The organism is Planococcus sp. 107-1, from assembly GCF_021513255.1.
GTDB lineage: Bacteria > Bacillota > Bacilli > Bacillales_A > Planococcaceae > Planococcus.
Map to the genome: position 1 here is coordinate 1,976,137 of NZ_CP090977.1, position 20,855 is coordinate 1,996,991.

At 43.7% G+C, this 20,855-nt stretch carries 23 protein-coding genes, 3 pseudogenes and 1 riboswitch; of the genes and pseudogenes, 2 read left to right on the forward strand and 24 right to left on the reverse strand.

The annotated features are described in order from the left end of the window. Positions 1–4 precede the first annotated feature (4 nt). The 19 genes and pseudogenes from L0M13_RS10475 to L0M13_RS18725 all read right to left on the reverse strand — a co-directional run bounded on the left by L0M13_RS10475 (position 5) and on the right by L0M13_RS18725 (position 14,633). On the reverse strand, positions 5–655 hold the full coding sequence (locus L0M13_RS10475; RefSeq protein WP_235196455.1) for a heptaprenyl diphosphate synthase component 1: 651 nt from the start codon (positions 653–655) through the stop codon (positions 5–7). Then, positions 597–782: a hypothetical protein gene (locus L0M13_RS10480; protein WP_235196457.1), complete on the reverse strand. Its 186-nt coding sequence runs from the start codon at positions 780–782 to the stop codon at positions 597–599. The genes L0M13_RS10475 and L0M13_RS10480 overlap by 59 nt, the downstream gene beginning before the upstream one ends. A gap of 149 nt (positions 783–931) precedes the next feature. Further along, a pseudogene (mtrB, locus tag L0M13_RS10485) lies at positions 932–1,079 on the reverse strand (trp RNA-binding attenuation protein MtrB); the annotation flags it as partial. Positions 1,080–1,105: 26 nt separating this feature from the next. After that, positions 1,106–1,690, reverse strand: coding sequence for a GTP cyclohydrolase I FolE (gene folE / locus L0M13_RS10490; RefSeq protein WP_260107308.1), 585 nt, complete (start codon positions 1,688–1,690; stop codon positions 1,106–1,108). 255 nt (positions 1,691–1,945) lie between these two features. Beyond that, entirely contained in the window at positions 1,946–2,218 is a 273-nt protein-coding gene (locus tag L0M13_RS10495; RefSeq protein ID WP_052651392.1) for an HU family DNA-binding protein, read from the reverse strand. 173 nt (positions 2,219–2,391) lie between these two features. Continuing rightward, the gene (locus tag L0M13_RS10500) at positions 2,392–3,102 is read right to left on the reverse strand and encodes a hypothetical protein (RefSeq protein WP_235196459.1); all 711 of its coding nucleotides are present in this window, start codon (positions 3,100–3,102) and stop codon (positions 2,392–2,394) included. A gap of 10 nt (positions 3,103–3,112) precedes the next feature. Continuing rightward, positions 3,113–3,316, reverse strand: coding sequence for a DUF2768 domain-containing protein (locus L0M13_RS10505; RefSeq protein ID WP_235196461.1), 204 nt, complete (start codon positions 3,314–3,316; stop codon positions 3,113–3,115). 195 nt (positions 3,317–3,511) lie between these two features. Continuing rightward, positions 3,512–4,529: pseudogene (locus L0M13_RS10510) on the reverse strand (NAD(P)H-dependent glycerol-3-phosphate dehydrogenase). 23 nt (positions 4,530–4,552) lie between these two features. Beyond that, on the reverse strand, positions 4,553–5,863 hold the full coding sequence (gene der, locus L0M13_RS10515; protein WP_235196463.1) for a ribosome biogenesis GTPase Der: 1,311 nt from the start codon (positions 5,861–5,863) through the stop codon (positions 4,553–4,555). Between the two features lie 93 nt (positions 5,864–5,956). After that, complete coding sequence (gene fni, locus L0M13_RS10520; RefSeq protein ID WP_311195555.1) at positions 5,957–6,991, reverse strand: type 2 isopentenyl-diphosphate Delta-isomerase; 1,035 nt, start codon at positions 6,989–6,991, stop codon at positions 5,957–5,959. Positions 6,992–7,013: 22 nt separating this feature from the next. Next, entirely contained in the window at positions 7,014–8,159 is a 1,146-nt protein-coding gene (gene rpsA / locus L0M13_RS10525; protein ID WP_052651387.1) for a 30S ribosomal protein S1, read from the reverse strand. Between the two features lie 68 nt (positions 8,160–8,227). After that, a complete protein-coding gene (locus tag L0M13_RS10530) occupies positions 8,228–8,815 on the reverse strand; it encodes a lysophospholipid acyltransferase family protein (RefSeq protein WP_235196466.1) in 588 nt (195 codons plus the stop codon). A gap of 1 nt (position 8,816) precedes the next feature. Beyond that, on the reverse strand, positions 8,817–9,491 hold the full coding sequence (gene cmk, locus L0M13_RS10535) for a (d)CMP kinase (RefSeq protein ID WP_235196468.1): 675 nt from the start codon (positions 9,489–9,491) through the stop codon (positions 8,817–8,819). A 478-nt stretch (positions 9,492–9,969) separates the two neighbouring features. Continuing rightward, the gene (gene prsW, locus L0M13_RS10540; protein WP_235196470.1) at positions 9,970–10,650 is read right to left on the reverse strand and encodes a glutamic-type intramembrane protease PrsW; all 681 of its coding nucleotides are present in this window, start codon (positions 10,648–10,650) and stop codon (positions 9,970–9,972) included. An 81-nt stretch (positions 10,651–10,731) separates the two neighbouring features. Continuing rightward, on the reverse strand, positions 10,732–11,700 hold the full coding sequence (locus tag L0M13_RS10545; RefSeq protein ID WP_235196471.1) for an asparaginase: 969 nt from the start codon (positions 11,698–11,700) through the stop codon (positions 10,732–10,734). A 140-nt stretch (positions 11,701–11,840) separates the two neighbouring features. After that, complete coding sequence (locus L0M13_RS10550) at positions 11,841–12,809, reverse strand: YpdA family putative bacillithiol disulfide reductase (RefSeq protein ID WP_235196474.1); 969 nt, start codon at positions 12,807–12,809, stop codon at positions 11,841–11,843. An 18-nt stretch (positions 12,810–12,827) separates the two neighbouring features. Then, positions 12,828–13,592 carry a metallophosphoesterase gene (locus L0M13_RS10555; RefSeq protein WP_235196476.1) on the reverse strand — a complete coding sequence of 255 codons (765 nt, stop codon included), beginning with the start codon at positions 13,590–13,592 and terminating at the stop codon, positions 12,828–12,830. Between the two features lie 77 nt (positions 13,593–13,669). Continuing rightward, the gene (locus L0M13_RS10560; RefSeq protein WP_235196478.1) at positions 13,670–14,299 is read right to left on the reverse strand and encodes a CBS domain-containing protein; all 630 of its coding nucleotides are present in this window, start codon (positions 14,297–14,299) and stop codon (positions 13,670–13,672) included. A 73-nt stretch (positions 14,300–14,372) separates the two neighbouring features. Next, positions 14,373–14,633, reverse strand: a complete 261-nt coding sequence (locus tag L0M13_RS18725) for a LysM peptidoglycan-binding domain-containing protein (protein ID WP_397443538.1) — start codon at positions 14,631–14,633, stop codon at positions 14,373–14,375. Positions 14,634–14,652: 19 nt separating this feature from the next. Here L0M13_RS18725 and L0M13_RS18730 point away from each other — a divergent pair. Further along, a pseudogene (locus L0M13_RS18730) lies at positions 14,653–14,961 on the forward strand (hypothetical protein); the annotation flags it as partial. A 264-nt stretch (positions 14,962–15,225) separates the two neighbouring features. Here L0M13_RS18730 and L0M13_RS10570 read toward each other — a convergent pair. Both L0M13_RS10570 and L0M13_RS10575 read right to left on the reverse strand, forming a co-directional pair. After that, the gene (locus tag L0M13_RS10570) at positions 15,226–16,650 is read right to left on the reverse strand and encodes a RecQ family ATP-dependent DNA helicase (RefSeq protein ID WP_235196481.1); all 1,425 of its coding nucleotides are present in this window, start codon (positions 16,648–16,650) and stop codon (positions 15,226–15,228) included. Next, positions 16,647–17,672, reverse strand: a complete 1,026-nt coding sequence (locus L0M13_RS10575) for a YpbB family protein (protein WP_235196483.1) — start codon at positions 17,670–17,672, stop codon at positions 16,647–16,649. The genes L0M13_RS10570 and L0M13_RS10575 overlap by 4 nt, the downstream gene beginning before the upstream one ends. Positions 17,673–17,778: 106 nt before the next feature. Here L0M13_RS10575 and L0M13_RS10580 point away from each other — a divergent pair, with 106 nt between their 5' ends. Beyond that, on the forward strand, positions 17,779–18,030 hold the full coding sequence (locus L0M13_RS10580) for a ferredoxin (protein ID WP_052654464.1): 252 nt from the start codon (positions 17,779–17,781) through the stop codon (positions 18,028–18,030). Between the two features lie 115 nt (positions 18,031–18,145). On the opposite strand, the gene L0M13_RS10585 is transcribed toward L0M13_RS10580, so the two are convergent. The 3 genes from L0M13_RS10585 to sigX all read right to left on the reverse strand — a co-directional run bounded on the left by L0M13_RS10585 (position 18,146) and on the right by sigX (position 20,823). Next, positions 18,146–18,727, reverse strand: a complete 582-nt coding sequence (locus L0M13_RS10585; RefSeq protein ID WP_235196484.1) for an ECF transporter S component — start codon at positions 18,725–18,727, stop codon at positions 18,146–18,148. A 146-nt stretch (positions 18,728–18,873) separates the two neighbouring features. Next, positions 18,874–19,007, reverse strand: a riboswitch (FMN riboswitch). Positions 19,008–19,097: 90 nt separating this feature from the next. Beyond that, positions 19,098–20,300 (reverse strand): hypothetical protein, encoded by a 1,203-nt coding sequence (locus tag L0M13_RS10590; RefSeq protein WP_235196485.1) that lies wholly within the window; start codon positions 20,298–20,300, stop codon positions 19,098–19,100. Continuing rightward, positions 20,290–20,823 (reverse strand): RNA polymerase sigma factor SigX, encoded by a 534-nt coding sequence (gene sigX / locus L0M13_RS10595; protein WP_235196486.1) that lies wholly within the window; start codon positions 20,821–20,823, stop codon positions 20,290–20,292. Before sigX ends, L0M13_RS10590 begins: the two co-directional genes overlap by 11 nt. Positions 20,824–20,855: the final 32 nt, after the last annotated feature.

The following is a 20,855-nucleotide window of genomic DNA, read 5'->3' on the forward strand; positions in this document are numbered from 1 at the left end:
TCAGTCATCCTTCTCGGGTTAGCTGCTCAGCTCTATGCTGGTGCGGGGTTATTTTATGGAGCATGAAATTCTTCAATTCATAATCAAATTTAGCGTCTCGCATAGTTTCAATCACTTGATCATGCAGAACGTCCAATTTCTCCAAAAGCCATGTCTCTGTGTCCACAGAATACTGGAGAGATTTGTTTAACACTTGAAGAATGCGGCTTTGCCCGCCTTCTTTCAAACATTTTAATTCCTCTTCATATCTGACGTAACTAAGCATTGCTTTTGCCAACTTCGTATATTCTTGATAGCCATAAAATTTGTAGAACGTTTCAATCAGTTCAATTTCATTTTTTTGGATTTGCTCATCGACCAGTTTAATCGGGCGCACCACTTCGTCGTAAAAAGAAGCCTTTCTTTCGCTCACACTAATGATTGCCGAAGCCAAGTGCTTAATCATTGTTAAGTTCTCCATATTAGAAAGCATCTGGTAATAAATTCCGCTATAGAAATCACCAGCCAAAACCGTCAGCTGCTGTTTTTTCGAAGCCAGAATATCTTCTTTCACTTGGTCATGGGCATGCAACGCCGCGTAGACGATAGATACGGTTTTAGCCGTCTGTTCTATGTCTGCAGACCATTGCTTTCCGTCTAAAGATGGCAGCAGCAAGAAAAACAAACGCTCCCCGCTCGACGGATGGACCTTCCGTGTACTTTTCGAGCGTCCGCTGTTTTACAGCTTTAAGGACTTCGATTTCCAGGGAAGTAATTTTCGAATGTATTTGTTGTTCATTCATACTGCTTGCTCCATTCATGATTTAGCCATACTAGACTATTATATCACAGGCAAAGCCTTGCCTTCACCCAAATGACCCTATTTTTTCGTTTCACTTTCGATAACGCCATGAGCAGTTTGAATCTCCGCTTTTCCGCGAATTTTCATCGCTGACGTGTGTTCCGTGAATTGGGCGATCATCACTTCGCCTTTATCAAGTTTTTCTGTATGATGGAATTTTGTATCGTTTCCGCGTCAATCCAATTACGTTTACGCCGTCTTCCTGCGCACGGATCACAATGTATTCTGGTTGAGCCATTTCCACACCTGCTTTTTCTGTAATTTTCAATTCATATTAATATAAGTCATAACTTCAGCACGTTTAACATCATCCGTTTCGAAGATGCCTCTTGACACAGCCGTTACGGTCTTCGCTCCAGGCTTTTTAATGCCTCTCATCGTCATGCACATATGTTCTGCTTCAATCATTACATAGACGCCATGTGGATTCAACGTCTCCATTAAAGAATCTGCAATGGTTGAAGTAATGCGTTCTTGCAGCTGGGGGCGTTTCGCTACAGTTTCCACAGCCCTCGCTAATTTGCTTAGACCCGTCACTACTCCGTCCCGAGGAATATAAGCGATATGCGCTTTACCGAAGAAGGGAACTAAATGATGCTCACAAGTCGAGTAAAATGGAATGTCTTTCACTAATACAAGCTCTTCATGCCCTTCATGGAAAACCGTCTTAAAATATTCCTTCGGGTCTTCCTTCAAGCCTGAGAAGATTTCCGCATACATTTTAGCAACCCGTTTCGGGGTATCAAGCAAACCTTCACGGCCCGGGTCTTCACCCACAGCCTCCAATATCATTGTTACCGCTTTTTCAATTTTATCTAAGTCCACTTTTTGCGTATCTAAATCAATCACTCTGTTTCCTCCTGTATAAACGGATTCGGTCTACCCGTTAGCAGCTTCGTTGTTTTTAATTCTGTTATTGGGGCTCATATGTTCTTGATTTTAATCCAGTTCTATTCCAAATGGCTGAACTTGAGCGGCTCTCTCCGCTTTTCTCACATGAATCGTAGCATATACGTTCGGGATTCGCAAAAATGTATGCTTAAAAAAAGAATGGCTTTTGCGTGACAAATCACACAAAAGCCATTCTATGTACTGCACTGTAGATTATTTCACTGCGTCTTTAAGCGCTTTACCTGGTTTAAATGCAGGTACTTTGCTAGCTGCGATTTCGATCTCAGCACCAGTTTGCGGGTTGCGTCCTTTGCGGGCTGCGCGTTCGCGTACTTCAAAGTTACCGAATCCAATCAATTGGACTTTGTCACCTTTAGTTAGAGCGTCTTGAATCGCTTCAAATGCAGCGTCAACTGCTTTCGCAGCATCTTTACGAGAAAGCTCAGCTGCTTCAGCAACAGAGTTCACTAATTCTGTTTTGTTCATGCCATTCACCTCCTCTCAAAGGGGATGCAAACCATCAATCCTGTAAAAAGAGTATCATATCGAAAATCGCATAGCAACAACTAATAGAGCGCTTTAGCAATAAAACAGTAAAATACTGACAAAATATTCTAAATGCGGCTCTTTTTTAGCAGAAATCTTGTTAAATCAATAATTTACTCGTTATTAAAGATCGGTTCCATTTCTTCGTTGACAGTGTACGGAAGTGAATAAGCAGGGACAATCGGGCTGTCATCATATAACAAAAACCGGATGTCCTGCCCCTCTTCAATCGTTCCTTCGTATTCCTGCAGTTCTGTATACAAATCCATGGAGTAATCAACGTAAACATCGCCTCTGCCCGTAATCACCAGCGGCAGATTACGGCCGCTATAAGGGCTTATTGCCACTTGCTCTTCCCTGAATCCCATTGCCGTATAGTTTAACCGGTAAACATTGTCTGCGATGATTTCAGCGATTGGAGCTTGGCCGCCGTTAGCGCTTTTTCGGACATTGATGGAGCGAATGGTTTCAGCCACTTGAAGGTCGACCAATTTTACCGTCGGATTTTCTTCGACGTCCATCAACACATACTGAAAGATTCCGCCAGTCTCAAAAGCATTGGAAGGAATTTCAGCTAAATATTTCGGAACAATCTTTGAAAAATCAATCGGATATTTGATGTATTGGTCCACATCCATATCTCTTGTCTTAATCGGCAATAATCCGCCGCTTTCCTCTTGATACTGCTTGACTGCATTTTGTACGGAATTAACTTGTTCCTCGTAAGGGATCTGATTTTCAGCCCGTTCGCTTTCAGGAAACATGCAGCCACTCAAAAGCAGTGCAATAACCGTAAACATGATAAGCATTGAAACTTTTTTCATTTTTATCACCTCAAGCGCCGCCTGTCGGCCCGCTGAATATAATAAATACCATAATAAAGAATCCTAAGATCAGCAAAATATATGCGACCAACGCGAAAATAAATTTTAAGAAGCCGTTATTCAGCTTGTATCTGCTCAAGTAAATCATTCCCATGGAAATCATTAAAAAAGCAATTCCTGCAAAAGAGACCCACATCTTGTCTAAAGAACTCATAATTGCCCGCCTTTCGTTCAGTTTCAGTCCATAGTATAGCATAAGAAATGCACAGGTGCCTGTGCAGATTTGACGGGCCTGGGACAATTTCACGTCCGGAAAAACCTTCCTGTTCCCACATGCCCAAGCTCCCTTAAATTTCCCCGCAACAAAAAAGAAGAGTCCGCAATATTGCAGCTCTTCTCTTTTTTACGGTTAAAGCAGGTTGATTAAATCTTCCATTTCATTCTTCTTCATTCTGCCCATTAGCTTTTCGGCAGCTTCATTGGTTGATACTTCTTCAAACAGGACGGCATAAAGAGCCGCAGTAATCGGCATCGGAACATCATAGGCTTTCGCTAGCTGAAATGCCGCTTTCGTCGTCCGAATGCCTTCTACTACCATTCCCATTTCTTCCAGAACCTCTTCGATCGTTTTGCCTTTGCCGAGCATATTGCCCGCGCCAGTTCCGGGAATGCGGACTGGTGCACGTAACGATCAGGTCGCCGACGCCGGATAGTCCGGAGAAAGTAAGTGGCGTAGCCCCCATCTTCACTCCTAGACGGGCAATTTCCGCAAGGCCACGGGTCATTAAAGCCGCTTTGGCATTATCGCCGTACCCTAAGCCATCTGTAATCCCGACAGCCAAGGCAATGATATTCTTCAAAGCACCGCCAATTTCAACACCGATGACATCCGTATTCGTATAAACGCGGAAGTAATGGTTCATGAAGAGATCTTGCACAAATTCAGCTGAAGCCGTATTCTCACAAGCGGCAGTTACAGTCGTCGGATGTTCAAGCACCACTTCTTCTGCATGGCTTGGCCCTGAAAGAACGACTACGTCTTCAACCCATTGTGCCGGAATTTCTTCACGAATCATTTCACTGATGCGTTTTAACGAATCCGGTTCAATGCCTTTAGAGACATGGACAAATAAAACCTTTTCAGTTAAGTTTTCTTTTATCTTTGCGCAAACCTCTCTGATTGCTTTCGTAGGAACTGCTAAGACCAAAACTTTCGAATGATGGACGGTTTCTGCCAAGTCACTTGTCGCCTTTAGACTGTCAGGCAATTTGATCCCTTTCAGATACTTCTCATTCGAATGCCTATTAATTTCATCAGCCTGCTCGGCACGGTGGGTCCAAAGCAGAACATCGTGGCCATTTTGAGCAAGGACAAAACTTAATGCAGTTCCCCAGCTTCCTGCACCATATACAGATACTTTTTCCATCTTATCGCACCACCTTTAAACAATTATGTCCGAGCACGCGTAATCAGCCGGAGCGGAGTTCCTTCGAAATCAAAACTTTCACGGATTCGGTTTTGCAGGAAACGTTCATAACTGAAGTGCATCAATTCGGGTTCGTTGACAAACACGACAAATGTCGGCGGCTGGATAGCCACTTGCGTCGCGTAATAAAGGCGCAGACGACGGCCTTTATCAGATGGTGCCGGGTTCATTGCCACTGCATCTTCGATAACTTCATTCAATATGCTGGACTGGATGCGGCGTGAATGGTTGTCATTGACTTTATTGACAACTTCCAAAATATTATGGACGCGTTTTCCGCTAATTGCGGAAACAAACATAATCGGAGCATAATCCAAGAATAAGAAATGTTCACGGATCTTACGCGTCATGACATTCATCGTTTTCTCGTCTTTTTCAATTGCATCCCATTTATTGACAATAATGACAATTGCTTTCCCTGCTTCATGGGCATATCCGGCAATTTTCTTGTCTTGCTCCTGGATGCCTTCTTCGGCGTTTAAAACGACCAAAACTACATCAGAGCGTTCGATTGCGCGAAGTGCACGAAGCACGCTGTACTTCTCTGTCGTTTCGTAAACTTTCCCTTTTTTGCGCATGCCCGCTGTATCAATGATCACATACGGCTGATCTTCATACGTATACTGGGTATCAATAGCATCACGTGTAGTCCCTGCGACTTCGCTGACAATTACTCTTTCTTCTCCTAAAAACGAGTTGACAAGTGAAGATTTCCCGACATTTGGACGTCCGATTAAAGAGAATTTAATCACATTTTCTGGATATTCCTCTTCATCTTCTTTCGGGAAGTTTTTAGCCACTTCATCCAATAAATCTCCAAGCCCTAGTCCATGTGAACCGGAAATCGGGAATGGTTCGCCTGCCCCTAACGTATAGAAGTCATAAATCATGTGGCGCATGTCCGGATTGTCAATTTTATTGACAGCCAAAATAACTGGCTTTTTAGTGCGGTATAAAATTTTCGCTACTTGCTCGTCTTGAGCCGTGACGCCATCGCGTCCGTTTACAAGGAAGATGATAACATCTGCCTCATCCATTGCGATTTCCGCTTGCTGGCGGATCTGTTCTAAGAACGGTTCGTCCCGCAGGTCGATTCCGCCTGTATCGATGATATTGAATTCATGTGTCAGCCAATCTGCCGAACTATAGATGCGGTCACGTGTTACTCCTGGAATATCTTCCACTATAGAAACGCGTTCTCCAACAATCCGATTAAAGATTGTCGATTTCCCGACGTTCGGCCGGCCAACGATTGCTACTACCGGTTTTGACATAATTAGTTCATCCTTCCACTTCTGATATGCCTATTATACACGAAAAAGGTGATGGCATCTTGTAAATGTCCATCACCTTAAAAGGTGTAATATTCAGTTTTTCTTGCGCCTTGCAAAAGATTTAGGATCCAATCCTCGAATTTCAAGGTAATGATAAAGTTCTCCCGAAATAATTAATGGACATTTTTCAAGATCACTCATTTTTTCTGCACCCAATGCAGTCATCATCATTTTAAGATCTTCCAGCAGTAATTGAATTTCTTCTATTAAACTTGCTTCCCCTTTATAGAAGGCTGTCTTTAAAAAAGATCCCGCAAGGCCGGCTGCTGAAGCGCCTAGGGCAAAAGACTTGATCATCTCTTGCGCATTCCGGATGCCGCCGGAAGCTAGCACCGTTTTCCCGAAGACTGATTTCGTTTCTACAATCGCCGCTGCGGTCGGAACGCCCCAATCTTGAAAATACGATAGTTTCCGCTGCCTGCGCTCGTTTTCTATCGAAGCGAAATTCGTCCCGCCGTAACCGCTGACATCAATAGCAGCAATTTGTGTTGCCGCCAATAATTCGGCTGTTTCTTTAGAAATGCCAAATCCGGTTTCTTTGACGATGATCGGCACTTCCACGGATTCAGCGATTAGGCCGATACGTTCCAATGCACCTTTAAAATCCCGATCACCTTCTGGCATGGTCAATTCCTGAATTACATTCAAATGGATTTGAAGTGCATTTGCCTCGAGCATTTCAATCGCTTCCTGCGCCTGTTGAATGCTCGCTTCACTTCCCAGATTGCCCATAATAAAACCAGACGGGTTTTCCTTACGGACGATTTCGTAGCTTGCTCTTTCGCTGGAATCTTTCAAGGCGGCCATTTGAGAGCCTACCGCCATGGCAAGGCCTGTTTCTTTTGCAGCTCTTGCAAGCATGCCGTTTAATTTTGCCGTTTCACTGCCGCCTCCGCCCGTCATGGCATTAATAAAAACAGGTGATTCGAATTCCAAATCACCTGTTTCCATATGAATGCTGACATCCGAAAGGCCAATTCCAGGCAACGCAGAATGGACGAAGCGAATATCTTCGAACATTGTCTCATCGCTTTGGCCAGTGGACAGCGCAAATTGAATATGATCCATCTTTCTTTCTGCTCTCGACATATTATTCAGATTTAAATCCTTTTAATTTATCGCCGATGACATCGCTAATGGAAAATCCGCTTGACTCTTCAGGCATTTCATAATTAGAAAAATCCTGTTCCCGCTCTTTTTCCTGGAGTTCCTTGATGCTAAGGGATAGGCGTTTATCCTCTTTGTTGACATCAAGGACTTTCACTTGGACTTCCTGGCCTTCAGACAGCACTTCATGCGGCGTTCCGATGTGCTTATGGGCAATTTGAGAAATATGGACAAGGCCTTCTACCCCTGGCAATACTTCTACGAATGCTCCATAACTCACCAGACGCTTCACTTTGCCGTCATGGACAGAACCTTTCGGAGCTTTGTCTTCAATCGAATCCCACGGTCCAGGAAGCGTGTCTTTAATTGATAATGAAATCCGTTCTGAGTCACGGTCAACAGAAAGCACTTTTACTTGCACTTCTTGGCCTTCTGTTACAACATCAGAAACTTTTTCGACATGCTCGTGCGACAATTGAGAGATATGGACAAGGCCATCTACTCCTCCGATGTCCACAAAAGCGCCGAATGAAGCGATGCGCTGGACTTTGCCAGTCAGTACATCCCCAGCATGGATGGTTTCCATCACTTCAACTTTTTGGGATTCCTTTTCAGACTCTACTACCGCGCGGTGGGAAAGGATCAAACGGTTATTTTCCTTCTCCATTTCAACAATTTTAAAAGTCATGACTTTTCCTTTATAGTCCTCGAAGGACTCAACGAAATAATCTTCAACCAGTGAAGCTGGCACAAATCCGCGGACGCCAAGATCCACGACCAATCCGCCTTTTACGACATCCTTCACTTCCGATTCGATGATTTCGCCGGATTCGAACTTTTTCTCCAAGTCGTCCCACGCCTGTTCGGCATCGACTTTGCGCTTGGACAATACGAAGTTCTCATCTTCGACTTTTGTGATGACCAATTCCAGTTCATCACCTACTTGTACTGAATCTGATGCTTTTTCAATGTGGAGGCTCGACAATTCGCTAATCGGTATAACCCCATCAAAAGGTGCTCCTTCGATTGTCACGGTTACTGCTTTTTCTTCGATTTTAGCAACTATACCTTTTACATGACTTCCGACTTGGAAATCACTGTTTTCCATCATATTCATTTCCTCAGACATAAGTAGCCCTCCTTCACAAACTATCCACTTCCTATTTTATTCGAATTCTCTAATAAAAACAAAAATAATCACTTATTTTTACTGTATTCATTCAGAATATCTTGGATGCTTGCCATAATCACTTCGGTCACTTCATCAGCAGAAGCTTTTCTCTCCCGAAATGGAGCCATTTGAATCGGATCACCGTAGACCACTTTCACTTTTCTAAACGTTTTATAGGGGCCGATAATCGCACACGGCATCACGTCCGCCTCGCCTCTCAAGGCAAAGAAACCGCCGCTCAAGCCTTTTTTCAAAACTCCGTCAGTTGACCGGGTGCCTTCCGGAAAAAGGCCGACCACTTCTCCGCTTTTCAGCACTTTTAATGCTGTCCGCATCGCTTCCCGGTCGCTCATTCCGCGCTTCACAGGAAAAGCATTTACTTTCGGCAAAATGCCGCCGAGCACCGGCAGCTTAAATAATTCTTCCTTAGCCATGAAATGGACAGTTCGTGGAGCTGTCATGCCAACGACCGGCGGATCCAGTGCATGAATATGATTCGAGCAAAGCAGGATTCCACCTTCTTTAGGGAATTTTTCAGCACCGATCACTTCAAATCGGTACAGAGGAGTTAATGCTGTTTTAACCAATGCTTTACCAAATGCATATAAGTTCACTTTAACTCAACCTTTCTTCTGCCAGTTTCAATATTTCTGAAGCCGCTTCTTGTATCGTTAACGTGGTAGTATCCAAGAAAATAGCATCTTCCGCTTTTTTCAAAGGCGCCACTTCACGTTCGCTGTCCATTTTATCGCGTTTGGCAATTTCAGCCTGAAGCTCATGAAGCGGCGTTTCGATTCCGCGCGTTTTGTTTTCCTTGAATCTTCTCGCTGCACGTTCTTCTACACTTGCTGACATGAAGATTTTCAGCGGAGCATTTGGCAGCACGTGTGTGCCGATATCACGGCCGTCCATTACGACACCGCGCCCTTCAGCCAATTGCTGTTGCAACTCAACCATGCGCTCACGTACAAGCCCGTGTGCAGACATCTGCGATACGGCTTGTGTCACAACTTGTGTCCGGATTTCTTCCGTCACATTTTTTCGATCTAAAAATACTAGCTGTCCGTTCGTTGAAGGCTGAAGATCAATTGCCGTTTCTAAAAGCAAAGCCCCCGCCTCTTCATTGCTCGAAAGATCAATCCCTTGATTGATCGCTTTCAGCGTAATCGCACGGTACATCGCTCCCGTATCAATATATATATAACCTAATTTCTCTGCCACAATTTTAGCAATCGTACTTTTTCCTGCCGCCGCAGGTCCGTCGATCGCAATTTGTATCGGTTTAGCCAAAACAGTCACCTCATCATATGTATTCGATTTATTTTAACATAGAAAAGCGAAGGCGCCTATCCAGCACCGACAAGCGCTGGAGGACTTTCAGGAAATGGCGCTTTTTGCCATTAACTGAAAGTCCGAAGCGTCTCGAGGGGCTAGGCCGCCTGAGTCTAGACAGATGAAAAGCGCAAGTGCCCGTGTAGATTCGACGAGCATAAGACAATCGCTCGAAGCGGCGTCTCTTCAGCCGCACAGAGGGATTGGCTTATGACCTAGAGAATCTGGGCGCTGGAGCTAGACAAGAAAAGCGCAAGTGCCCGTGTAGATTCGACGAGCATAAGTCAATCGCTCGAAGGGGCGTCTCTTCAGCCGCACAGAGGGATTGGCTTATGACCTAGAGAATCTGGGCGCTGGAGCTAGACAAGAAAAGCGCTAGCGTTTATCTCAGCCACATAACCTTCCAAAGAAAATAAAAAAATCGCCGCATCCGAATTTAAGGATGCAGCGAAGTATGGTCGTGATAATGCGTCAAAGACAGTTGATGCGCTTGCTTGACTTTCCGAAGGCCGAACCACCAAAGGAACAGCATGAACGGAATGACTCCATACGACCAACTTGTATTCGAATACAAGATCGAATTATAAAGAATGTGGAGCACCAAGGAAGCCAATAAACTCCAGAAAAGCCATTTGCGGCCATCATTAGAATTTGTAAATTTTGCTCTTCCTAAATAATAACCCATTACTACTCCAAATAGTGCATGGCTTGAAACCGGAAGGAAAGCCCGGATAAAAGCTGTCTGTAGTCCGAATTCCAATAGGTAGAGCACATTTTCAACCGTCGCGAACCCAAGAGACACACTTGCCCCGTAAAGAATTCCGTCATAGGGGTCTTCAAAATCAATATGCCGATAAACTGCGATAATCAATACCAGCCATTTAAAAAACTCTTCTACAGTACTTGCAAAAAGAACATTTTGAGCAAACAAATGGTTAAAAACGCCTTCAGTCTGGAAAACGTATTGGATAAACATGATTGGAAAAGTTAAGACCGCCCCGTAAATAAAGCAATTCAGCAAGAGCCTTGAAGGCTCACTCGAAAATTGATCGCGAAGGTAAAAATAACTAAACAAAGCTAAACTGGGAGCAATTGCAACTGTCAGTAAAATAATCATACGCCTGCTCCTTTGCTTAGAGTCTCTTTAGTATAACACGATTCACTGGAAAATTTTAGCCGAATCTGCCCTAATTGAAATTCAATAAGTAAAGCTATTGATATCTATTTCTTTCTTCTCAGACAGCATTACCGCTAATTTAATTCTTGCTTTTTTACTGTCGTAATCACTTCCCAAAAGAACGCCTTTCAGCAGCAAGTCATGTGCACTGCCCGGATAGCCATAACTCGGATAAGCATTTCCTTCTTCGGCACTCGTTGTTAATACTACTGTTACGCCTTTTTTCACAGCACGTTCTATCGCATCAACCATATGCGGCGATACTTGTCCTCTGCCTGCCGCTTCCAGAATAATCCCCTCAGAACCGCTTTCTACCAATAAATCAACCAGACGGCCGTCTTGTCCGGAATAGCATTTTACAATATCCACCTTCGGAAGAACTCCGTTTAAGGAATGGACTTCGCGTGAAATCGGCTTTTGATAAACACTCACAACATCATTGTCAATTATCCCTAAATAGCCGTGTCCGAAAGAGTCGAATCCTTGAAGGTTGCTCGAATGGACTTTTTTAACATATTTTGCTGAATAGATCCGTTCATTAAAGACGACCACTGTTCCGACGCCGCGCAAAGTTTCATCGACTGACACGTAAATGGAATTCCGCAGATTCGAATAGACATCTGTTCCGACGTCATCCGGTGAACGCTGCGAACCCGTTACAACGACCGAACGTTCATCGTCCACTGTCAAATCCAAGAAGTAAGAGGTCTCTTCTAATGTATCTGTACCGTGCGTGACAACTACCCCATCCACATTTTCATCTTGCAGTTCTTTATCGATCGCTTGTTTAATTATTTCCATTTCCTCAAAGCCGATATGCATGCTCGGCAATTGAAAAATATCGATTACATTCACTTCAATTTCTTCCGGCAACTGGCATAATGCCGCTAGTTCTCTACCGGATATTGCGCCGGACTTCAACAAGCCTTTCGAAATTTCCTTACTTGCGATTGTTCCCCCTGTAGTGATCAAAGAAACTTTTTTATTCATCGTATATACACCCTTTCCCCCCTATATTTTACACTATTCCAGATGCCAAAAAAGGCTTTCTTCGTGAAATAAATAGAAAAAGGTTCTGGAAAATTCCAGAACCTTAAAGCTCATCCCAAATTTAAGTAGCAAAGAAAGTTTTAAATGAGGTTTTCTTTTCTCGCAATGGACTCGGCAATCTGATCGCCGTGGAATCGCCCGTTTTCAATAAAGATTTCATTGGCATTATTGCCAGCTGCAATGACACCTGCGATATAGAGATCTGCCACACCGGTTTCAAATGTTTCTTCGTTGATTTCCGGGCGGCCCGTTGCCCCGTCAATTGTAATGCCGAGTTTCGTCAAAAATTCATGATCCGGATGATAGCCGATCATCGCAAAAACGAAGTCGTTTGGAATCACTTCTTTTTGGTCGTTTACTGTAAGCTCGACTTCCGTTTCTGAGATTCGGTCCACAATCGAATCAAATAGCATCGTAATTTCGCCTTTGCGTACTAAACTATCGAATTCAGGCAAGATCCAAGGCTTGATGCTTTTCGAGTAACTGGTCCCGTGATAAGACACCGTAACGTGGCTGCCCGCTTTGTGCAGTTCAAGCGCCGCGTCAACGGCAGAGTTTTTGCCCCCGATCACCAGCACGTTTTGGTCAAAATACGGATGGCCTTCTTTGAAATAATGCATGACTTTCGGCAACGCTGCCCCTTCTACGTCCAGTTGGTTCGGCTGGTCATAATAGCCTGTAGCGGCAATGACATATTTCGCTTCGTAAACACCTTTCGTGGTTTCCACTTTAAAGAGCCCATCTTTAGTAACGCCCAGCACTTTCTCAAAGGGGCGGACATCAATGCCACTTCGTTTTACAACTTCCCGGTAATAGACCAGTGCCTGGTTGCGCTTCGCTTTTCGGTCCTCCGTGATAAACGGAATATCGCCGATTGAAAGTTTTTCGCTGGAACTAAAAAAAGTCTGATGGGTCGGATAATGATAAATGGCATTGACAATATTGCCCTTTTCAATGACCACCGGCTGCAATCCGATTTTTTGTATCGCAATAGCTGCAGCGAGCCCGCAAGGACCTCCACCAATAATTACAACATCTTTCGTTTCCACATCTAACATCTCCCGAATTTAAATCAATTTGGTGCTTTCTTTTGGTTTAATGGTCAATAAATGATATTCAGCTTCCGCCCCTAAACGCAGCGGCAGATGGGTCGTACCATAGCCATTGCTGACAAGCCGGTAAACCCCGTCTTCTTCTGTAAGGCTGCCTTTTTTATAGAGTCCCCACTTCCCGAGCCGGATCTGACCGCCATGTGTATGGCCGGCTAGCATGAAGTCTACTGGATAATCCGCCTTCACCCGCGGAAAAATGAAAGGCGTGTGCGAAACAAAAATGACCGTGTCATCAGGATCCACATTCTCAAAGCTTGAATCCAATGGGTTTTCCCTAAAAGCGAAATAGTCCAAGCCCACTAATTTAAGTCGGCTATTTCCAAAAAGCGGGACCGCTTCATTTTCCAGCAACCGCACATGATAACGCTCGAATAAGCTTCTCAACTCTGTTTCATCGACTTCCCGGTCATTATTGCCCCATATGAAATATACCGGTGCAAGAGAGCTTAAAACCTTTAGATTATGTTCCACTTTTTTTAAAGGTACTCCTTTTTCAGCGATATCGCCACCGATGACAATAAGATCGACAGGAAAATCAATCATCTTTTCAGAAAGGACCCGATGATGAATATCTGAAATAAAAACCATTTCAAACGGTTTGAACGGCTGTTTTGCTTTCAGGTAAAGAGTTTGTCGCTTTAAGGTATGGACATGGGCGTTCCTGAACATAAAAAGAAGCAGCCCCATAGCCGCCAACCCGAATTTCAAAATCAGTTTCACTTAAAGAATCCTTTCTAATCAATAAAGAGGCACAAGCAAAGCTCTGCTTCCGCCTCTTTAACTATTATTTTATAAGATCAATCTTCTGAAACATCGAGTACCCGGAATCCGGATTTCTCCAACTCTTTTCTAAATTTATCGACATTGTCTTTTTTGCGTACTTTTAAAACGATCCGGCGGACCAATTTGTCCGTTTCATCAAATGTCACTAATGAAATAACCGACTCTTTGTGTTTTTCAATGATTTCGCCGAGACGGCCAATTCGGCCTTCTGACTCAACAGACGTGAAAGTGATGCGGACGCCTTCTTTGTTCATGCCGAATGCACTTTGCAATTGGTTCATAATATCAAAACGTGTAACGATTCCTAGAAATTCTGATTTTTCGACTACCGCAATAATCGGAAAATCATTCAATTCAAGGATCGCTTTTTCGTAGACATCATCTATTCCTAAATAAACGTCCTGATTAACGACAACGTCGCTGACTTTAGCTGTTTTAATAAATTCTTCCTTCGTCTTCCCTGAGTGGAAAAATGCACGGTAAGCATGGTACCACGTAAAGATTCCCTTATATTCTACTCCATCTATGACCGGAAGTGCATCTATTGTATGCTTTTCGAGCAAATCCATTCCTTTTTCAATGGAATCATCCATTGTCACTGTAATACATTTCTCTCTTTTGACCATTACGCTTTTCACAAACATGCAGTTCACCTCTACTTTAGATTCTTTTCTCTCTTTGACTGTATTTCGACGTGTACCGCTAGAATTCCTTTTTTTATGGCAAGACTAAAGTTTGGCCAACACTGATCTCGTTCGAAGGCAATCCATTTGCCTGCTTAATTTTCTCTACTCCCGCGCTGGCTCCGGCTGCTCCGTAAGTATTTACAGCTATGCGGTATAAAGTTTCGCCTGCTTGAACGGTATGGGATTTAGAAGATGCTGGCGGCGTTGGCTTTTGAGCTGCTTCTTTTTCTGCCTGGGCTTTTGCAGCTGCTTCAGCTTGCGCTCTTGCTGCAGCCTCTTTTTCAGCCTGCACTCTTGCTGCCGCTTCTTTTTCTGCTTGCGCTTTCGCCGCTGCCTCTTTTTCCGCTTGGGCTTTCGCCGCCGCTTCTTTTTCAGCCTGCGCTTTCGCCGCTGCTTCTTTCTCCGCTTGCGCTTTCGCTGCCGCTTCTTTTTCAGCCTTTGCTTTCGCCGCTGCTTCTTTTTCTGCCTGCTCGTCAGCAGCCGAAGTTTCATCCTGTTCTTCATCTTCACCAGGAATCGCAGCAGTATCCGGCGAAGCCGATCCTGATTCAACACTTACTTCGTTCGCAGTTTCATCCGTCGGCAATGTATCATCGGGTTCAAATAAGAAGGCCACATAAAACAGGATGGTAACAGGGATTAAAATGAAGATGAAAAATAAAGCCGGCAATAACATATTCTTGGTTTTCTTCGGTTTTTCTTTGACTGCATTCCGCTGCGCTCTTCTTGAAGGAGCGGAGCCTCGTTCTACGGCAATTTCCTGTCGGTCTTTTTCAACTGATTCACGATAATTCTGTTTTCCCATAGTAGACTACCCCTATCTTAACTAATATCTTTATTATGCCGAAAAATATCCAGTTTGTAAATGAGGCTTCCATAGTTTGTCATAAAGGCAATAGTGCATTTAGCCGATTTTGCCAACTTAACGGATCCCTCTTTTTAACCGTTTCATTGCGCAGCTCAAAAGCTTCGTAATCGATGTGGTCATTCACGCAGCAGCTTTCCGGTTTTTGAGTCATTTCCTGATCAAAGCTCTCTATCAGATATTGACGAATACAAGATGTAATGGTTACAAGCATTTTTATTTTTCCAGCTTGTTTCACTTTTTCTTGTTGAAGCATCTCTATTTGCTTGTATGTCTCTTCAAGCGATAATTGTTTTAACCAATAGTCAATGACGCGGTAAGCCGTTTCACGTACAATCCCATCGCTTACTAGGCTTTTGGGATCGTTCGACTGATGGACCTCGTATATTTCGTTTCTTGTCGGAAGATCTTCTAGCACGATGCTTTCCATTAGCCCTTCGTCGCCAGGCGCCAGCAATAAAGTTGCAAGTGCCTGTTTGCCGTCGCGTCCTGCCCTCCCGACTTCCTGTACATAGCCTTCGATCGATGTCGGCAATTGATAATGGATTACGTGTCGAATATCCGGAATGTGGACACCCATTCCGAATGCATTTGTCGAACAAACCCATTCCAATTCTTTGTTTTGAAATTGCTGCTGGACGAATATCCGGTCCTGGTGTTCCATGCCTCCGTGATAGTAGGCTGCTGAAATCCCGGATCCATTTAAGAGCGCTGCGAGTTCCTGCGATTTTTTGCGTGTTCCTGCATAAATGATTCCGGGCCCTTCAAATTTCTGCACAAAATCCTGAAGCCATTGAAGCTTTTCTCCCGTATTTTCAAAACGCTTGATGTCATACGCGATATTTATCCGATCCATCGGGTGGGTATAGACAAACGGTTCGTCAATTTTTAAATAGGTTTTTATTTCATGAGTGACCTTGGCAGTCGCTGTGGCGGTTAATGCCAGCACCTGCGGATTGCCCAGCACAGGCAAAATTTCAGAAATCCGCAGATAATCGGGACGGAAATCAAAGCCCCATTGAGAGATGCAATGCGCCTCATCCGCCACTAGCAAGGAAATGTTAAGCTGCTCCAATTGTCTTTTGACGAAAGGCTGAACAAGCATCTCAGGCGAAATAAAAATAAAGCGGTATTGGTTCAGCGATTGCCAAATTTTTTCTTTGTCTTCCCGCTTTAAAAATGAATTGAGGGCGACCACTGATTTTTCACCCATTTTTTTCAATTGGGCGACTTGGTCTTGCATTAGCGACAAGAGCGGCGACACAATCAGAACACTTCCAGGCAACAGATAGGCCGGCAATTGGTAGCACATTGATTTGCCCATTCCAGTAGGCAGTAAAGCGATCACATCATTTCCTGCCACCACTTGTTCGATGATTTCTTTTTGGCCAGGCCGAAAAGATGTGAAACCGTATGTCTGATGGAGCAATTCTTCCAGTTTCATTTCACTTCCTCCTTTATAGCTAAAGCTAGGCGAATTTGAAAATAACTGGCAGCTGGAACTTTGTCTTTTATATTCCGTAATCTTTTTGTCTGTTCAGCTTTGCTGATATCCGTAATTTCCCTATACAATTCCGGGCTTAAAAACGCCGAGTAATCAAATAGCGGATCGTTCATGGCAAGTTCAACAAAATGATCCTCAATGGTACTGATTTTCAACTGCCGCTTTGAAGAGATTTCATCCAGTGAGTATCCTTCTTTGAATAGCTTTTCCGTTCTTCTCGTGGATTCTGTCAAAGAGGATAATTCGACAATATTTTCTTTCATTCCATTTAATAAGGGATGCCGCTTTTCATCTATCGTTTCCAGCCAAGCATGTAAGCTTTCAATCACGGCTAATCGGGCATCTAAGACATGTATCCCTTGGATATCTGCGATTTGCTCCCATGTAAGTCCGCTCCATCCGAAACCGCTTAAACGCTGCATCAGCGCGTTTTTATGGCCATCACTTACTTCAAGGGTTTGAAGGCTATCGAGAATTTCCGCCTTTAACTTAGCGACGGATTCCAAGTCACGGAAATGGATGGCCTTTAAATACCTTTTAACCCATCCTTGGATGTCCTCAGAATTGTCGATCGGATCGAATTTATTGATCGATCGGCTCGTATGGGAAAGAGTCTGAATCACCAAAGACAGGCGATTGAAGAAAATCATCTCATTCCCTCTGTACTTCCAGCCGTTCAAGCTGGTAGTGGGCAGCGGATGGGTCAATGCTTGCTCAGTCAAATCAATGACATCTTCATTGAAGCGTATGTATTTTTTGTTGATCAAACCTTTTACCGCTTGATCATAGACCTTTTTCTCCAACTTTGGCATCAAGCCAAAATAAGGATGCAATTTATAATAACCGACATCTTGAATTGTTTGGCCTGACTTTTTCCCTTTAATGATGTGGTAAGGAGCTGATAATGTCCGCTCCAGATTTATGGTTTTCATGATGGCAATTACGAGTTCATCAAATAACAAGAGCGGTCCCCCTAGCGTTTTTGGTTGAAAATCTTCACAAACACCTTTAGAATGAATACGATAGTATAACTGAACTTGTTCGGAGATAAAGGAGAGGAAAATAATTATGGCTAAGTATACCATTGTCGATAAGGATACATGTATCGCTTGCGGCGCTTGCGGAGCTGCTGCACCTGACATTTATGACTACGACGACGAAGGAATTGCGTTTGTTATTCTAGATGATAACATGGGGACTGAGCAAGTTCCAGACGAATTGGAAGAAGACATGGAAGATGCATTCGAAGGCTGCCCAACTGACTCCATTAAAGTTGCGGACGCTCCATTTGAAGGCAATCCATTAAAATACGAAGACTGATTATAACTACGCGCATGTAAGGCTTTTGCCTTGCATGCGTTTTTTTGCAGTAAAAAAAGCAGGAAGCCAGTGACCTCGCAAGCGTCGGTCAATGGCTTCACTGCTTTTCTATAATTTATGATTGGTAATAAAGCCGCTGTTTCTCAATCCAGGAGTACATGCTATTGAAGATCAATAAGACAACAGCAGCAAGTGCAATTCCTTTAATCAGATTGAAAGGCAGGATACCGAGCACGATTGTGCCGAATAGGGCATTGCCTGTTTCAGCCGGCATATTTAAGAAGTAAGTGTACATCGGCAAGAAAACCAAATAATTCAAGAGGCTCATACCGATAGCCATGGACAATGTTCCAGCAGTTAACCCGATGATCATTCCTTTTTTAGAAGCAATTCTGCGGTAAATCACATAAACGGGTGTAATGAACAGAATGCTGGTCGCAAAGTTTGCCAGATGGCCGACTGGCACTCCTGTCGGGCTTCCTGCAAATAGCCAGTCCAGTACGTTTTTGAAAAACGCTACTAGGATTCCGGCAACCGGCCCCATTGTGATTGCGGCGATCAAAGCCGGCACATCACTGAAATCAACTTTCAAAAATGCGGGTAATGCTGGTAATGGAAAGTTAAAAAGCATCAAAATAAATGAAATACTGCTCAACATTCCGATTACAATCATGGATTGTAATTTTTTGTTCTTCATATTCCTCTCTCCTTGTCGTGATTCACCAGAAGAAAGGCTTGGACTATGCTGCTACATAAAAAACCCCTTAAGCAAACTTCACTTAAGGGAGAAAAGGCACACTTAAAATAGCGTTCCGTTTATATGTAAACGATACACGTCCGCACCTTCACCTTCTCCCATCCAGACTATACTGTCGGCTTTGGAATCTCACCAAATCCTGCGTTTTACGGCTCGCGGGCTTAAGGACTGCTGTCCAATTACCGCCGGTAGGGAATTGCACCCTGCCCCGAAGATGAATCGATATTTTGTTATGTCCTAATATTAGTAGAAAAAAGGCATAATGTAAACAGAAATGCTTCACATTATGCCTTTTTATTTATTTTTTCTTTTAATTTAGCGGCCATTGAAGTTCGTTGGGCGCTTCCGGTACAGGAAGCGGCTCCTGGAAATTAAACTCCTGCCATTCGTTTTGCGCCATCCCCGCTAATTCAACCGGTTTTTCGAACGATTTCGCAGTCAACGAAAAATTCTCAATCATTTTCCGAACGGCCTGCTCATCGAAGCTACTGAAATCCAGCGGCTCAGAAAAATTGATTGTTATCGATTCATCATTTTCTACAACTTCATATTCCACATCCTGCAAAATGGAGCTTTCGAGAAAATCATTCGGTGAATTTTCAAGTGCAGCTAGCGCATCAGAAGCAGACTCATAGACCATTCCATAATCGGGTACAGAATAGACATTGCCGTCAGCAGCTGTATAAGAATAGTAGGCATGCTTTTCCGGTGCTGTTAGAATCGGCTCCATAGCTCCTACCTGATCGAATTCAGCTGGATTCCCTTGCTCATCAATTACGCGAATTTCATCCATATCTTTAAATGTTTCCTGGAGGGTTCTTGTGTAGACTTCAATGCTTGCCGAGGCCATATCGTATTGATGATCGGCCGGCAGCACGTGTTCTGCCACTCTGCCATTTTCAGAAAGCTCGCCAAGCAAAGGATGGTACTCATCAAATCCTAAAGCCTGCTCATCCAATTGGCCCGCATAGCGGTTATACATATCAATGGATGAAGGACTCGCCTGTGAAAAATCCTGAGCAATCTGTTCGTTTGGAATTAAGAAAGACACCGGAATAACAAATGCATTTTCATTCAATCCGATCGTAAACAGCGTGTTGCCGTTCAAATCATCTTCATATATCGCCTGTATTCCGGAAGCTTCTCCGCTTTCTTCTCCACCAAAACTTTCGATTGAACTGGCACCTTCTGAACTTTCCGCTTCCGGTATAGCCTGTTCGTTTACATTGTTTGCATCCGATGTGACCGCTTCATCTTTTGAACTTTCCGAACCGCTGGAATCAGATGCGCTATTCATGCCATTTTGGCTGATAATGGAAGCGATTAAAACGCCAACCGTGATAAATGCCAAAGCCGCGACCAAAAATGGCAGCCACCGCTTTGGTTTTTTCTTCACAGGTGCGACCTGGTTTAAGCGCATATAAACTTCTTCTTTAGACCGTTCGTCTTTAATCTGCGGGAACTCCTTCAGCATACTTTCAATCTGGTCATCGTCCCATTGCTTATTCGGCATGCGCTTCTCCCCCTTCCATAGAGGATAATTTTTCACGGAGCGACTTAATTGCACGGTGCTGCGTCGTCTTTACTTTGCCTTCGGTCCAGCCGAGGACTTCCGCCGTTTCAGCGATCGATAAATCTTGGAAAAAGCGCATAATGATGACCATTTTCTGATCGCCTGTACACAAATCCAAAGTTTTATACAGTAAAATCTTATCTTCATTCAATAACGAAACTTCTTCCGGTATTTTCTCCGGGGAAACCAATTGCTGGGTTTCCCAATCGAAATGTTCCATCGAATGCTTCTGGCGCACCGCAGCTTTTCGGAAATGATCAATCGCTACATTTTTCGCAATCGAAAAAAGCCACGTTTTTTCAGAGCTTTTCCCTTCAAACCGGTCGTATGCTTTAAAAACGCGTATATAGACTTCATGCATCAAATCTTCCGACAGATGGCGGTTTTTCACTAAGTATATTAGAAATTGAAAGACATCCTGATGGTACTCATCGTAAAGTCGATGGAAAACGGAGTCATTCATATGCTCCCCCCGTTCTTAGATTAGTCGTTTTT